This is a genomic window from Klebsiella sp. CD33 (assembly GCF_051992865.1).
GTDB classification, from domain to species: domain Bacteria; phylum Pseudomonadota; class Gammaproteobacteria; order Enterobacterales; family Enterobacteriaceae; genus Klebsiella; species Klebsiella pneumoniae.
Genome location: NZ_CP197023.1, coordinates 4031699 through 4044009, shown reverse-complemented (window position 1 = coordinate 4044009; position 12311 = coordinate 4031699). Strand labels below are relative to the sequence as shown.

General features: G+C 57.7%; 15 protein-coding genes. 11 read left to right on the top strand and 4 right to left on the bottom strand.

The window, feature by feature from the left end:
* Positions 1 to 1098: a D-alanine--D-alanine ligase gene (ddlA, locus tag ACR809_RS19925; RefSeq protein WP_004893950.1), complete on the bottom strand. Its 1098-nt coding sequence runs from the start codon at positions 1096 to 1098 to the stop codon at positions 1 to 3.
* Between the two features lie 99 nt (positions 1099 to 1197).
* Here ddlA and ACR809_RS19920 point away from each other — a divergent pair, with 99 nt between their 5' ends.
* The 5 genes from ACR809_RS19920 (at position 1198) to ACR809_RS19900 (ending at position 5739) form a co-directional block, all read left to right on the top strand.
* A complete protein-coding gene (locus ACR809_RS19920; RefSeq protein WP_014907985.1) occupies positions 1198 to 1881 on the top strand; it encodes an extensin-like domain-containing protein in 684 nt (227 codons plus the stop codon).
* 169 nt (positions 1882 to 2050) lie between these two features.
* On the top strand, positions 2051 to 3250 hold the full coding sequence (locus ACR809_RS19915; RefSeq protein ID WP_080882632.1) for a multidrug efflux MFS transporter: 1200 nt from the start codon (positions 2051 to 2053) through the stop codon (positions 3248 to 3250).
* 299 nt (positions 3251 to 3549) lie between these two features.
* On the top strand, positions 3550 to 3810 hold the full coding sequence (gene iraP, locus ACR809_RS19910; protein WP_002890221.1) for an anti-adapter protein IraP: 261 nt from the start codon (positions 3550 to 3552) through the stop codon (positions 3808 to 3810).
* A gap of 89 nt (positions 3811 to 3899) precedes the next feature.
* The gene (phoA, locus tag ACR809_RS19905; RefSeq protein ID WP_004222931.1) at positions 3900 to 5330 is read left to right on the top strand and encodes an alkaline phosphatase; all 1431 of its coding nucleotides are present in this window, start codon (positions 3900 to 3902) and stop codon (positions 5328 to 5330) included.
* A 91-nt stretch (positions 5331 to 5421) separates the two neighbouring features.
* Complete coding sequence (locus ACR809_RS19900; RefSeq protein WP_002890225.1) at positions 5422 to 5739, top strand: PsiF family protein; 318 nt, start codon at positions 5422 to 5424, stop codon at positions 5737 to 5739.
* A 67-nt stretch (positions 5740 to 5806) separates the two neighbouring features.
* On the opposite strand, the gene proC is transcribed toward ACR809_RS19900, so the two are convergent.
* A complete protein-coding gene (gene proC / locus ACR809_RS19895) occupies positions 5807 to 6616 on the bottom strand; it encodes a pyrroline-5-carboxylate reductase (RefSeq protein ID WP_002890227.1) in 810 nt (269 codons plus the stop codon).
* Between the two features lie 116 nt (positions 6617 to 6732).
* On the opposite strand from proC, the gene ACR809_RS19890 reads away from it, so the two are divergent.
* On the top strand, positions 6733 to 7191 hold the full coding sequence (locus tag ACR809_RS19890; protein ID WP_002890230.1) for a YaiI/YqxD family protein: 459 nt from the start codon (positions 6733 to 6735) through the stop codon (positions 7189 to 7191).
* Here ACR809_RS19890 and ACR809_RS19885 read toward each other — a convergent pair.
* On the bottom strand, positions 7188 to 7898 hold the full coding sequence (locus ACR809_RS19885) for a DUF2076 domain-containing protein (RefSeq protein ID WP_122051526.1): 711 nt from the start codon (positions 7896 to 7898) through the stop codon (positions 7188 to 7190). The genes ACR809_RS19890 and ACR809_RS19885 overlap by 4 nt on opposite strands.
* A 327-nt stretch (positions 7899 to 8225) precedes the next feature.
* Here ACR809_RS19885 and aroL point away from each other — a divergent pair, with 327 nt between their 5' ends.
* The 4 genes from aroL to ppnP all read left to right on the top strand — a co-directional run bounded on the left by aroL (position 8226) and on the right by ppnP (position 10315).
* Entirely contained in the window at positions 8226 to 8759 is a 534-nt protein-coding gene (gene aroL, locus ACR809_RS19880; RefSeq protein ID WP_002890276.1) for a shikimate kinase AroL, read from the top strand.
* A gap of 71 nt (positions 8760 to 8830) precedes the next feature.
* The gene (locus ACR809_RS19875) at positions 8831 to 9022 is read left to right on the top strand and encodes a YaiA family protein (protein ID WP_002890278.1); all 192 of its coding nucleotides are present in this window, start codon (positions 8831 to 8833) and stop codon (positions 9020 to 9022) included.
* A gap of 250 nt (positions 9023 to 9272) precedes the next feature.
* Positions 9273 to 9953 (top strand): AroM family protein, encoded by a 681-nt coding sequence (locus tag ACR809_RS19870; protein ID WP_004144619.1) that lies wholly within the window; start codon positions 9273 to 9275, stop codon positions 9951 to 9953.
* A gap of 77 nt (positions 9954 to 10030) precedes the next feature.
* Positions 10031 to 10315, top strand: a complete 285-nt coding sequence (ppnP, locus tag ACR809_RS19865; RefSeq protein ID WP_002890284.1) for a pyrimidine/purine nucleoside phosphorylase — start codon at positions 10031 to 10033, stop codon at positions 10313 to 10315.
* A gap of 71 nt (positions 10316 to 10386) precedes the next feature.
* Here the strand turns inward: ppnP and rdgC are convergent, their stop codons facing one another.
* Positions 10387 to 11298 (bottom strand): recombination-associated protein RdgC, encoded by a 912-nt coding sequence (rdgC, locus tag ACR809_RS19860; RefSeq protein ID WP_002890285.1) that lies wholly within the window; start codon positions 11296 to 11298, stop codon positions 10387 to 10389.
* Positions 11299 to 11389: 91 nt separating this feature from the next.
* Here rdgC and mak point away from each other — a divergent pair, with 91 nt between their 5' ends.
* Entirely contained in the window at positions 11390 to 12304 is a 915-nt protein-coding gene (gene mak, locus ACR809_RS19855; RefSeq protein WP_002890286.1) for a fructokinase, read from the top strand.
* Positions 12305 to 12311: the final 7 nt, after the last annotated feature.

Sequence of the window (12311 nt, the reverse complement as noted above, 5' to 3'; positions counted from 1 at the left end):
TTAGTTCATGGAGGTTTTCAGCGCCCGGTCCGCGGCATGGCGCTCCAGCGCCAGCTCAATCAGGCGGGTGATCAGGCTGGTGTAGTCGAGACCGCTGGCCTGCCACAGCTTCGGATACATGCTGATGTTGGTAAAGCCCGGCAGGGTGTTGATCTCGTTGATCACCACCTCGTTGTCGGCGGTGAGGAACACGTCGACACGAGCCATGCCGCTGCAGCCCAGGGTCTGGTAGGCCTGCACCGCGATAGCGCGAATTTTGTCGTGGATCTCAGGGGCGATAGCGGCCGGGACTACCACCTGCGCGCCCTGATCGTCGATATACTTGGTGTCGTAGGCGTAAAACTCGCTGTTGAGGACGATTTCACCGCAGGTGCTGGCCTGCGGGTGGTCGTTACCCAGCACCGCACACTCAATTTCCCGCCCTTTAATGCCTTGCTCCACCACCACTTTATGGTCAAATTCGAAGGCCAGGGCCACCGCCTGATGGTACTGCTCTTCGTTTTTAACTTTGCTGACGCCAACCGACGATCCCTGATTAGCCGGCTTAACGAACAGCGGCAGGCCCAGCTTCGCTTCGACATCGGCAAAGCTGAACTGCGCGCGGTTGGCGCGGGTGAGTGTGATAAACGGGGCGACGGCGAGCCCGGCGTCGCGCAGCAGACGTTTGGTCACGTCTTTGTCCATACAGGCCGCAGAGCCCAGCACATCGGAGCCGACGAACGGCAGATTCGCCATGCGCAGCATCCCCTGCAGGGAGCCATCTTCACCCAGCGTGCCGTGGACGATCGGGAAAATCACATCGATGGCCGCCAGCGGTTGGCCGCTTTCGGCGTTAATCAGCTGCTGCGCTTCGCGGCCCGGGATCTGCGCCAGAGTCACCGTGGAAGGGCGCAGGGCAATGCGGGCAGGATCCTGTGCGTTGAGCAGGTAGTTGCCGGCGTCGTTGATGTGCCACAGCCCCTGTTTATCAATACCCAACAGAACCACATCGAAGCGCGATTTATCAATCGCTTCCACGATATTCTTCGCTGACTGCAGCGACACTTCATGCTCCGCCGACTTGCCGCCAAAAACGATCCCAACCCTCATCTTTGCCATTTCAACTTCCATCCAGATAACATCAAAGGGCATAACATACCATGTGAAACCGCTGCCTGGCTGCCATAATATTTACCTGATCAATTGACGGGAGTGGGCGTGAGAGGAAAGACGCTGCTGGTGCTGGCCGGGCTGCTCGGCGCGGGCCTGTTGGGATACCGCAATCTGCCGCCGCACCTGAATCCGCTGGCGCCGCTGGCGCTGGACGATCCCCCGGGCTGGCTGACGTCGTTTAAGCTGCGCAGGCTGACGGCAGACCAGTGCGCCTCCCTGCTGGCGGAAGCCAATCGCCGGCGGCTTATCGCCAGCCGGCCGGTGGCCGACAGCGAGGGAAGCTGCCCTCTGCGTAACGTGGTGCGGGTGGCGAATTTTGGCTCGGTGCAGTTGAGCAGTAGTTTTCTCGCCAGCTGCCCGCTGGCGCTGAGCAGCGCGCTGTACATCGAGCAGCAGGCGAAGCCGCTGACCCGGCAGCTGATGGCGAGCGACCTGCGTCAGATCGATCATCTCGGCAGCTTTGCCTGCCGCAATATTTACCATCGTCAACAGGCGCGGCGCAGTGAACACGCCACGGCGGACGCGCTGGACGTCAGCGGTTTCCGTCTGGCGGACGGTAGACGCGTTAGCGTCCTGCAGGGCTGGCGGAGCGAGACTTCGCGCCCCTGGCTGGCGGCGCTGTTGAACAGCAGCTGCCATTACTTCGGTAACGCGCTGGGGCCAGAGTACAACGCGGCTCACGCCAACCATTTTCATTTCGGCATGCGCGGCCAGGGCTTCTGCTTTTGAGCATAAAGCGCTATGAGCAGTCTAAATGACCAGAAAATGCTTCGTCAGGCTCTCATCCGCAGCCATAAAACACCAAACTCACCGCCAGCGCATCTATGGTAGTACACCAGTGGGATGAAATTGCTAAGCTAGATAATAATTGGCAAATCATTAATGAATACGCGTAGTTATGGAATCCTGGAAGGTTAATCTCATCTCCGTCTGGTTTGGTTGCTTTTTTACCGGCCTGGCGATCAGTCAAATTCTCCCCTTTTTACCCCTCTACGTCTCCCAGCTCGGCGTCACCTCGCATGAAGCGCTATCGATGTGGTCGGGGCTGACCTTCAGCGTCACTTTTCTTGTCTCGGCGATCGTCTCGCCAATGTGGGGAAGCCTGGCGGACCGTAAAGGCCGCAAGCTCATGCTGCTGCGCGCCTCGTTGGGGATGGCGATTGCCATTTTACTGCAGGCTTTCGCCACCAACGTCTGGCAGCTGTTTATCCTGCGGGCGATCATGGGCTTAACCTCCGGTTATATTCCCAACGCCATGGCGCTGGTGGCCTCCCAGGTGCCGCGCGAGCGCAGCGGCTGGGCGCTAAGCACGCTGTCGACGGCGCAAATTAGCGGGGTGATCGGCGGTCCGCTGCTGGGCGGTTTCCTGGCGGACCACGTCGGGCTGCGGATGGTCTTTTTTATTACGGCGATCCTGCTGACCATCAGTTTTCTGGTGACCCTGTTTCTGATTAAAGAGGGCGTTCGCCCGCAGGTCAGCAAAAGCGAGAGTCTCACCGGGAAACAAGTCTTTGCCTCTTTGCCCTATCCGGGGCTGGTGATCAGCCTGTTCTTCACCACCCTGGTGATCCAATTGTGCAACGGCTCAATCGGCCCGATTCTGGCGCTGTTTATTAAGTCGATGGCGCCGGACAGCAACAATATCGCTTTTCTGGCCGGGATGATCGCCGCGGTGCCCGGCGTGTCGGCACTGATTTCTGCGCCACGGTTGGGTAAGCTTGGCGACCGCATCGGCACCTCGCGGATCCTGCTGGCGACGCTCTGCTGCGCGGTGGTGATGTTCTTCGCCATGTCCTTTGTCACCACCCCGCTGCAATTGGGTACGCTGCGTTTTCTGCTCGGCTTTGCCGATGGCGCGATGCTCCCGGCGGTGCAGACCTTATTGCTGAAGTACAGCAGCGACAGCGTCACCGGGCGTATCTTTGGCTATAACCAGTCGTTTATGTATCTGGGCAACGTCGCCGGGCCGCTAATTGGCGCCTCTGTGTCAGCCATGGCCGGCTTCCGCTGGGTGTTTATTGCCACCGCCATTATCGTTTTCATTAACCTCTGGCAACTGGCGTGGATGCTGCGCCAAACCCGCCGGGCTAACGCCTGAACCTCTGCTGGCGGTATTTATTGCGATACCGTCAGCATTATTCGCCGTCAGCGGATTTACTATTACTTTTTGTTATCGTCATGGCGTGAACGCTATTCCATTTTATTATTTTCCAGGCAATCTGGTTATAAGCAACCCCGGTCATGATTAAACAATACTATTTATAGTGGTATTTTATTGTGGTAAAACGTTTCGCTGTATATTGGGTGTTGCGATGATTCTTAATTTAAGTAATTCTGAGGTCCGTCATCGCGTATGACATCCCAATCAAAACAGGCCTCGCATAAGGAACTGGTGCTATGAAGAATCTCATTGCTGAGTTACTGGTTAAACTGGCGCAAAAGGAAGAAGAAGCAAAGGAACTGACGGTGCAGGTTGAAGCGCTGGAGATCGTGGTCACCGCATTATTGCGCCATATGGAGCATGATGCCCAGCAGGCATTGATTCAGGATATAGAACAGGCGATTGACCAGGTGACGCCCTGTCCGCCGGTCAACGACCATGATGCGATGCTGCTGCAGCAATATCTAAAGAAGCTGTTGCGGCATCCTCGTAGCTAGTCTTTGTGACACGACAAGGATGCCGTCATTTTTCTGTCATCTCCCTTTTATAAAGTCTCCCTCGTTTTGTTTTTTTAAGTATTTTTTACATGGAGATGACAAAAGTGAAATTAAGCGCCCTGTTTATTGCCCTGATTCCTCTACTGGGCTCGCCGGTTATTCATGCAGAAACTACTGCTGCGCCGGTTCTGGAAAATCGCGCTGCGCAGGGAGATATCACCACTCCTGGCGGCGCGCATCGTTTAACAGGCGATCAAACCGAAGCGCTGCGCGCCTCGTTAATCAATAAGCCAGCTAAAAACGTTATTTTGCTGATTGGCGATGGCATGGGTGATTCGGAAATTACCGCTGCGCGAAACTATGCCGAGGGGGCGGGCGGTTTCTTTAAAGGAATTGATGCTCTGCCGTTAACCGGGCAGTACACGCATTATTCGCTGGATAAAAAAACCGGGAAACCGGACTACGTGACCGACTCGGCGGCCTCCGCCACCGCCTGGACCACCGGCGTGAAGACTTATAACGGCGCGCTGGGCGTCGATATTCATGAGAATGCGCATCAGACCATCCTTGAGCTGGCGAAAGCGGCGGGGCTGGCTACCGGCAACGTTTCCACCGCCGAGCTGCAGGACGCCACCCCCGCGGCGTTGGTAGCGCATGTGACATCGCGTAAATGCTACGGCCCGACGGTTACCAGCGAAAAATGCCCTAGCAATGCGCTGGAAAAAGGGGGCAAAGGCTCCATTACCGAACAGCTGCTGAACGCCCGACCGGATGTCACCCTGGGCGGCGGCGCGAAGACCTTTGCCGAAACGGCGACGGCGGGCGAGTGGCAGGGCAAAACCCTGCGCGAGCAGGCGCAAGCGCGCGGCTACCAGATTGTGACCGACGCGGCTTCTCTTGCCGCCGCGACGGAAGCCAGTCAGGATAAACCGCTGCTGGGACTCTTTGCCGATGGCAATATGCCGGTACGCTGGGAAGGGCCGAAGGCGTCTTATCACGGTAATATCGATAAGCCGCCGGTGACCTGTACGCCAAACCCGAAGCGTGACGCCTCGGTGCCGACGCTGGCGCAGATGACGGAGAAAGCGATTGACCTGCTCAGTCGCAACGAGAAAGGTTTCTTCCTGCAAGTCGAAGGCGCTTCCATCGATAAGCAGGACCATGCGGCGAATCCGTGCGGCCAGATCGGCGAAACGGTTGATCTTGACGAAGCGGTGCAGAAGGCGCTGGAATTCGCGCGAAAAGACGGTAATACCCTGGTGATCGTCACCGCCGACCATGCGCATGCCAGCCAGATCATCCCGGCGGATAGCAAAGCCCCGGGGCTGACCCAGGCTCTGAACACGCACGATGGCGCGGTGATGGTGATGAGCTACGGCAACTCTGAGGAAGAGTCGATGGAGCACACCGGCACCCAACTGCGCATTGCGGCCTACGGTCCGCATGCGGCTAACGTCGTCGGCCTGACCGATCAGACCGACCTGTTCACGACCATGAAAGCTGCCCTGAGTCTCAAATAAGTTGCTGCCGGTGGCGAAATTGCGTCACCGGCTGGTTTTTTTTCTATCTGCGTCCAGACTTACAACGTTCCACTCACAGAAGGATGGTGCGATGAAAATAACTTTATTGATGACCCTACTGTTTGGCTTGATCTTTATCAGCGCGGTTGGCGCGGCAGAAAAAACGCCCACTCCTCAGCAGCAAAGGATGACGGACTGCAATCAGCAAGCGTCAGCCAAAATGCTGAAAGGTGAGGAGCGCAAAACCTTTATGAGCCAGTGTCTGAAAAAAGAGACCACGACCTCGCAGGGAAAGGCGCTCACCCCTCAGCAGCAGAAAATGAGCGACTGCAGCAAAGCGGCCACGGCGAAATCACTGAAGGGCGATGAACGCAGTACCTTCATGAGTAGCTGCCTGAAGAAAGCCTGAAAAAAAGGGAGCGCTCGCGCTCCCTTGTTCTTTAACCTCTCAGGGCTTGAAGCCCGCCAGCTCAGCTTCAGGAGCGGCTCAGTTTCTCTGATTTTTCCATACACTGGGTGATGGCTTCGATTACCGCCGAGCGGAACCCTTTCTCTTCCAGCACGCGCACGGCTTCGATGGTGGTCCCGCCAGGGGAACAGACCATATCTTTCAGCGCCCCTGGGTGTTCTCCGCTCTCCAGCACCATTTTGGCGGAGCCCATCACCGCCTGGGCGGCGAATTTATAGGCCTGAGCGCGCGGCATTCCGCCGAGGACGGCGGCATCAGCCATCGCTTCGATAAACATAAAGACATAGGCCGGCGCCGAACCGCTTACCCCCACCACCGGATGGATCATCGGCTCGGCAATTTGCTCCGCCTGGCCAAAGCAACGGAAAATAGTCAGCACTTCGGCAACATCTTCGCTGCTCACCAGGGCGTTAGGCGTGACGGAGGTCATACCGGCGTTAACCAGCGACGGCGTATTCGGCATCGCGCGAATGATTTTGCGATCGTGGCCAAGGGCGCGCGCCAGCTGCTCAAGCGTAACGCCGGCGGCGATAGAGACCACCAGCGACTCTTTATTCAGGCTGGAGGCGATATCGCCCAGCACTTTGGTCATGATCCCTGGTTTAACCGCGCCGAAGACGATATCGGCAATCTGCGCCACTTCCTGGGCGCTGCTGGCGGCGTTGATGCCATACTGGTCGCGCAGAGCTGCAACCTTGTCCGGCGACGGGGTGTAGACCCAGATTTGTCCCGGCTGTACCTGACCGCTGGCGATCAGCCCGCCCAGAATGGCCTTACCCATATTGCCGCAGCCGATAAAGCCAATTTTCTTATCCATCACCATTCCCCTCTGCTTTTTTCGTTACGATCTGATTAGCTTACCATCCTGGCGCTTTCCTGGGGGAGAAAAGCAGGTAACATTGGCGTCACTTATTGCAGGTACCAGGAGCTGGCATGGCCATTTGGGTGGATGCGGACGCGTGTCCGAACGTGATTAAAGAGATTTTGTTCCGCGCGGCAGAGCGGACCCAGACTCCGCTGACGCTGGTGGCGAACCAGCCGCTGCGCGTGCCGCCGTCGCGTTTCATCCGCACCCTGCGGGTTGAGCAGGGTTTTGACGTGGCGGATAACGAAATCGTTCGCCAGTGCGCGGCGGGAGATTTAGTGATCACCGCCGACATCCCGCTGGCGGCGGAGGTGCTGGCGAAGGGCGGGGCGGCGCTGAATCCGCGCGGGGAACGTTACAGCGAGGCGACGATCCGCGAGCGGCTGACGATGCGGGATTTTATGGAGACATTACGGGCCAGCGGCGTTCAGACCGGCGGCCCGGATAGTTTATCGCAGCGCGATCGGCAACAGTTTGCCGCCGAGCTGGAGAAGTGGTTGCTGGCGGTTAAGCGTCGCCAGGGTTAAACCCAGCTATCGTCATCGCTGCCAAAATCATCGTCGCCAAAGCCGGCGTCGAAGTCGTCGTTCCAGGTATTGTCGGCAAGGAACTGATCGTCTCCCTGGCGGAACGGATCGTCACCTGCGGTGGTGTCCTGCGCGATGCTGTCCTGCGCGGAGGCGGCATCAGGCTGCGGCTTCTCTTCGATGATATTGACTATCTCCTGCGGGTGCGAGCCGCTGAACATATTGGTCAGCATATTGCCCAGCACCACGCCGCCTGCCACGCCAGCGGCCGTTTGCAGCGCGCCCGCCATAAAGCCGCCGCCGCGTGCGGCAGCCTGCGGGGCATAGTTCTGCTGCGGTGGTGGCGTATACTGCGGCTGAGCGCTGGCCTGCGGGCGACCATATTGCTCCGCGCCCGGGATAGGGTCAGAACCGCGTGACGAGCCGCCACCGCCAAACAGGCCGGAGAGGAAGCCGCCGCTGCTGGGCTTTGCCGCCTGCAGTTGGCTGACCTGACTCTCCAGCGCCTGGATGCGATCGTTAAGCTGTTTAATCGCGGCTTCCTGGATAAGAATGGTTTGCGCCATATAGTAGGGGGCCGCCGGCTGCGCGCTCACGTGTTGGGCAATCCGCTCCTCGGCGCTGGCATCGCGCGATGCGCTGTGCGCCTCAGCCTCTTTCAGCCGGGAAAACAGTCCATCCATAAGGCGTTGTTCTTCAGATTGCATGTTACATTCCTCTGTCACACTGTCGAATAGGCATCAGGGTGCTTCTGAAACATGATGTTGTAAATATGTTGCTTCGTAAAGCTATGCATAAATGTGTTACCGTTTACGCCAGCGGTGGATAAAAAATAACGCCAAGCGGAAAGTAAAGCTGGTTAAACACTAAATGCAATGATAAGTTTACATTAATAGCCCCTCTTCTCACCGTGGTAATGGGGTGTAAAGAAGTTGTGTAATTTTTTCTTTACGTATGCATTGCGGGACAGACAGCGATAATACGTGCTTTCGTTTTCATTTTTTGCGACAGACGGAACCAGGGGGTCTTCGGTTATGACACAGCCTATCTTTCTTATTGGGCCACGCGGCTGCGGTAAAACCACCGTCGGCCATGCGCTGGCGCGAGCGCGGCATTTTCAGTTCTCCGATACCGATCATCGGCTACAGGCCCATGAGCAGCGGACGGTGGCTGAGATCGTGCAGGCGGAAGGGTGGGCGCGTTTTCGCGAACTGGAGACCCTGTCGCTGAAGGCCGTGACCCTGCCGAATACGGTAATCGCCACCGGCGGCGGCATTGTGCTGGCGGAAGGTAACCGTCAGTTTATGCGGGAGAATGGCGTGGTGATTTATCTGCAGGCCTCGGTGTCGGCGCTGATTGACCGTCTGGAAGCCTACCCGAAAGCCGAACAGCGGCCGACGCTGACCGGAAAACCGGTGCGCGAGGAAGTGGGCGAGGTGCTGGCGCAGCGCGAAGCGTTATACCGGGACGCTGCCCACCATATTGTGGATGCCACGGCCTCGCCGGATCGGGTGGTGGAGCAGATTATGTCCATGCTATGCAGCGCGACGGCAACCCCGGTAAGTTAAGAATTTACTTACATTAAGGCGGCGAGGGGCGCCTATACTTAATAGTTCTGCTACCAGAAGAAGGAAGAACTATGCCAAACAGGCCCCCATATCCGAGAGAAGCGCGCGTGGTTGCGGTAGAGAAAGGTCCTCAGGGTCAGACGGTGACCTGGTATCAGCTCCGTGCGGATTATCCTGAGCCTGATTCGCTTATCAGCGAACATCCTACCGAGCAGGAAGCCGTGGATGCCAAACGGCGTTATGAAGATCCTGACAAGTCGTAATCCCCTGAGCCCGAATTGCCCGCCATGCTGGCAATATCGGGCGTATCTCACATTTTTTATTTATCAGTCGTACTAATGAATATCTAACACACGGATTTTTCAGGCACGGCGCCGCCGCCCGGCAATCTTTACATTCAACCGCAGCGTGGAGCTGCTACGCTTCTCGACGGTTGATTTTTACTCACCAGGGGGGCGGATGCTGTGTGTGGAAAGCCTGTGTTGAAGCAGTGGTTGTGAAAAGGTACATGATATGAGTAGTGCAACGATGGCAATTTTGACCATCGGCGTTGTGCCGCTGGCGGGAGTATTGCCGCTCCTGACCGAACATATCAGGGAAGAACAGATCGCCCACATCAGCCTGCTGGGCGAGATGACGCCTGACGAGGTAATGGCCGAGTACGCCGTAGGTGACGGCGAGAAAGGACTCCTGACCTTGCTCAGTAATAACCAGTTGGTGATGGTGTCGCGACAGAAAATTGAACGCGATGTCCGCAGCGCGATCGCGATGCTGGATCGACAACATTATGATGTGATCCTGCTGCTCAGTTCCGAACAGCTGACCGGTTTTACCACCCACCACGCGATCCTCCTCGAGCCGCAGCGGATCATCCCGCCGCTGGTGGCATCGATCGTCGATGGGCACCAGGTAGGGGTGATCGTGCCGGTGGAAGAGATCATGCCCATGCAGCGGCAAAAGTGGCTCTCGCTGGAAAAGTCGCCATACTACGCGCTGGCCAATCCGTTTACCGGCAGCGACAGCGAGCTATTAACCGCCGGCAAAACGCTGCTGGAGCAGGGCGCCGACGTGCTGGTCCTCGACTGTCTCGGTTACTATCAGCATCATCGCGATGTGTTACAAAAAGCCCTCGATGTTCCGGTTTTGCTGTCGAATGTGCTGGTTTCCCGACTGGCGGCAGAACTATTGGTCTAATGTGTTAATTTCGCGTGACAGGGGCAAGGAGCGCCCCCTATATTGAGCCTTTAACCGACGATCAGAAGGGCTTGTTTATGCTTCAAAGCAATGAATACTTTGACGGAAAAGTGAAATCCATTGGCTTCACCAGCAGCAGTACCGGTCGCGCCAGCGTTGGCGTGATGGCGGAAGGGGAATACACCTTTGGTACGGCGCAGCCGGAAGAGATGACGGTAGTCAGCGGGGCGCTGAATGTCCTGCTGCCGGGTGAGACTGAGTGGAAAGTTTACGCTGCCGGCGAAGTTTTCAATGTGCCAGGCAACAGCGAATTTCATCTGCAGGTGGCTGAGCCAACCTCTTATCTGTGCCGCTATCTGTAAGCCAGCGTGACGCCCGGCGTCTGCCGCCGGGTTGTTTTTTCCTTCCTGCCCGGCAAGAAGGAAAGCGGCGCTTAGCGCTGCGCTTCGCCGCCGAGCCCTTCCACCAGGCTTTGGATCAGGGCAGCCAGCTCGCCGGTCATTAAGATAAAGTCGGCGTCAAAGCGCTGGGCGAAATCTTCCCGATCGATATCTTCGTTTTGGTCGCGCAGTTCATCGCAGAACTTGAGGCGCTTAATTGACGCGTCGTCGCAGATCACAAACTGAATACGCTGCTGCCAGTCCAGCGCCAGCTTGGTGACGACCTTCCCGGCCTCAATGTGTACAGCGATTTCGTCGCTAACCAGATCCTGCTTCTTGGCGCGGATCACGCCGCCATCTTCCAGCATCGCTTTCAGCTCGGCTTCGTCCAGCAGCTGGAAGCCCTGCGCCACGGTGCCGGAGCGGACCCACTCGGTCAGCGTTAGCTCAATCGGATTCTCCAGGGTCAGCGGCACCACCGGCAGCGAGCCGAGGGTTTTACGCAGCAGGGCCAGAGTATCTTCCGCTTTCTTCGCGCTGGCGCAGTCGACCATGATCAGGCCGTTGACGGTGTCGATCCACATCATTGTCTGGCTGAAGCGGCTGAAGGCGCGCGGCAGTAGCGAGTGCAGCACTTCATCTTTCAGGGAATCTTTCTCGGTCTTCTTCAGCTTGCGGCCCTGATCGGCTTCCAGCTTCTGGATCTTTGCCTCCAGCGCCTGCTTAATCACCGGCGACGGCAGGATCTTCTCTTCTTTACGCGCGCAGATAATGATCTGGCCGTTTGCCGTATGCGTCAGCGCGTCGCTGTGCGATCCCATCGGCGACACCCAACCGGTTTTCGCCATATCCTGGCTGCCACAAGGGGTAAATGTCAGCTCGGCCAGCTGTTTTTCCATCTCCTCGGCGCGCAATTCGATATCGCGGCTGAGACGGTAAACCATTAAATTTTTGAACCACAGCATGATAATTTCCACGGCTTTGTCGTTAAATCAGGCGGGCATGATAGCGAATTGTCGCTATGCTTGCATTGTTAATCGGGGTGAGGAGCTGAGCGTGCGTATTGGTATTGATTTAGGTGGAACAAAAACCGAAGTGATAGCCCTGAGCGACCAGGGAGAGCAGCTGTTTCGCCACCGGTTACCCACGCCGCGGGAGGACTACCGGCAAACCATCGAGACCATCGCCACCCTGGTGGCGATGGCCGAGCAGGCGACCGGACAGCAGGGTACCGTGGGGATGGGCATTCCTGGCTCAATTTCGCCTTATACCGGGGTGGTGAAAAACGCCAACTCGACCTGGCTCAACGGCCAGCCCTTTGATAAGGACCTCAGCCTGCGCCTTGAGCGGGAAGTCCGGCTGGCTAACGATGCCAACTGTCTGGCGGTGTCGGAAGCGGTGGACGGCGCGGCGGCGGGGGCGCAAACGGTATTCGCGGTGATTATCGGCACCGGCTGCGGCGCCGGGGTGGCGCTCAACGGGCGGGCGCATATCGGCGGCAATGGTAACGCTGGCGAATGGGGACATAACCCATTGCCGTGGATGAACGACGATGAGCTGCGCTACCGTGCGGAAGTCCCTTGCTACTGCGGCAAACAGGGGTGTATCGAAACCTTTATCTCCGGCACCGGTTTCGCCACCGACTATCAGCGGCTGAGCGGCAAAGGGTTAACCGGCAGCGAGATTATGCGCCTGGTGGGAGAAGGTGACGAAAAGGCTGAACTGGCGCTGAGCCGCTATGAACAGCGGCTGGCGAAATCGCTGGCCCACGTGGTGAATATCCTCGACCCGGACGTTATCGTGCTGGGCGGCGGGATGAGCAACGTCGAACGGCTGTATCAGACGGTGCCGGACCTGGTGAAGCAGTGGGTCTTCGGCGGCGAGTGTGAAACGCCGATCCGCAAAGCGATGCACGGCGACTCCAGCGGGGTACGCGGCGCGGCCTGGCTGTGGCCGCTCCAGGGGACCTGAACCGCTT

What these genes read in the sequence shown, in the direction of transcription:
- ddlA (WP_004893950.1), bottom strand. Translation starts at nt 1,098, where the DNA reads ATGGCAAAGATGAGGGTTGGGATCGTTTTTGGCGGCAAGTCGGCGGAG.
- ACR809_RS19915 (WP_080882632.1), top strand. Translation starts at nt 2,051, where the DNA reads ATGGAATCCTGGAAGGTTAATCTCATCTCCGTCTGGTTTGGTTGCTTT.
- iraP (WP_002890221.1), top strand. Translation starts at nt 3,550, where the DNA reads ATGAAGAATCTCATTGCTGAGTTACTGGTTAAACTGGCGCAAAAGGAA.
- phoA (WP_004222931.1), top strand. Translation starts at nt 3,900, where the DNA reads ATGGAGATGACAAAAGTGAAATTAAGCGCCCTGTTTATTGCCCTGATT.
- ACR809_RS19900 (WP_002890225.1), top strand. Translation starts at nt 5,422, where the DNA reads ATGAAAATAACTTTATTGATGACCCTACTGTTTGGCTTGATCTTTATC.
- proC (WP_002890227.1), bottom strand. Translation starts at nt 6,616, where the DNA reads ATGGATAAGAAAATTGGCTTTATCGGCTGCGGCAATATGGGTAAGGCC.
- ACR809_RS19890 (WP_002890230.1), top strand. Translation starts at nt 6,733, where the DNA reads ATGGCCATTTGGGTGGATGCGGACGCGTGTCCGAACGTGATTAAAGAG.
- ACR809_RS19885 (WP_122051526.1), bottom strand. Translation starts at nt 7,898, where the DNA reads ATGCAATCTGAAGAACAACGCCTTATGGATGGACTGTTTTCCCGGCTG.
- aroL (WP_002890276.1), top strand. Translation starts at nt 8,226, where the DNA reads ATGACACAGCCTATCTTTCTTATTGGGCCACGCGGCTGCGGTAAAACC.
- ACR809_RS19875 (WP_002890278.1), top strand. Translation starts at nt 8,831, where the DNA reads ATGCCAAACAGGCCCCCATATCCGAGAGAAGCGCGCGTGGTTGCGGTA.
- ACR809_RS19870 (WP_004144619.1), top strand. Translation starts at nt 9,273, where the DNA reads ATGAGTAGTGCAACGATGGCAATTTTGACCATCGGCGTTGTGCCGCTG.
- ppnP (WP_002890284.1), top strand. Translation starts at nt 10,031, where the DNA reads ATGCTTCAAAGCAATGAATACTTTGACGGAAAAGTGAAATCCATTGGC.
- rdgC (WP_002890285.1), bottom strand. Translation starts at nt 11,298, where the DNA reads ATGCTGTGGTTCAAAAATTTAATGGTTTACCGTCTCAGCCGCGATATC.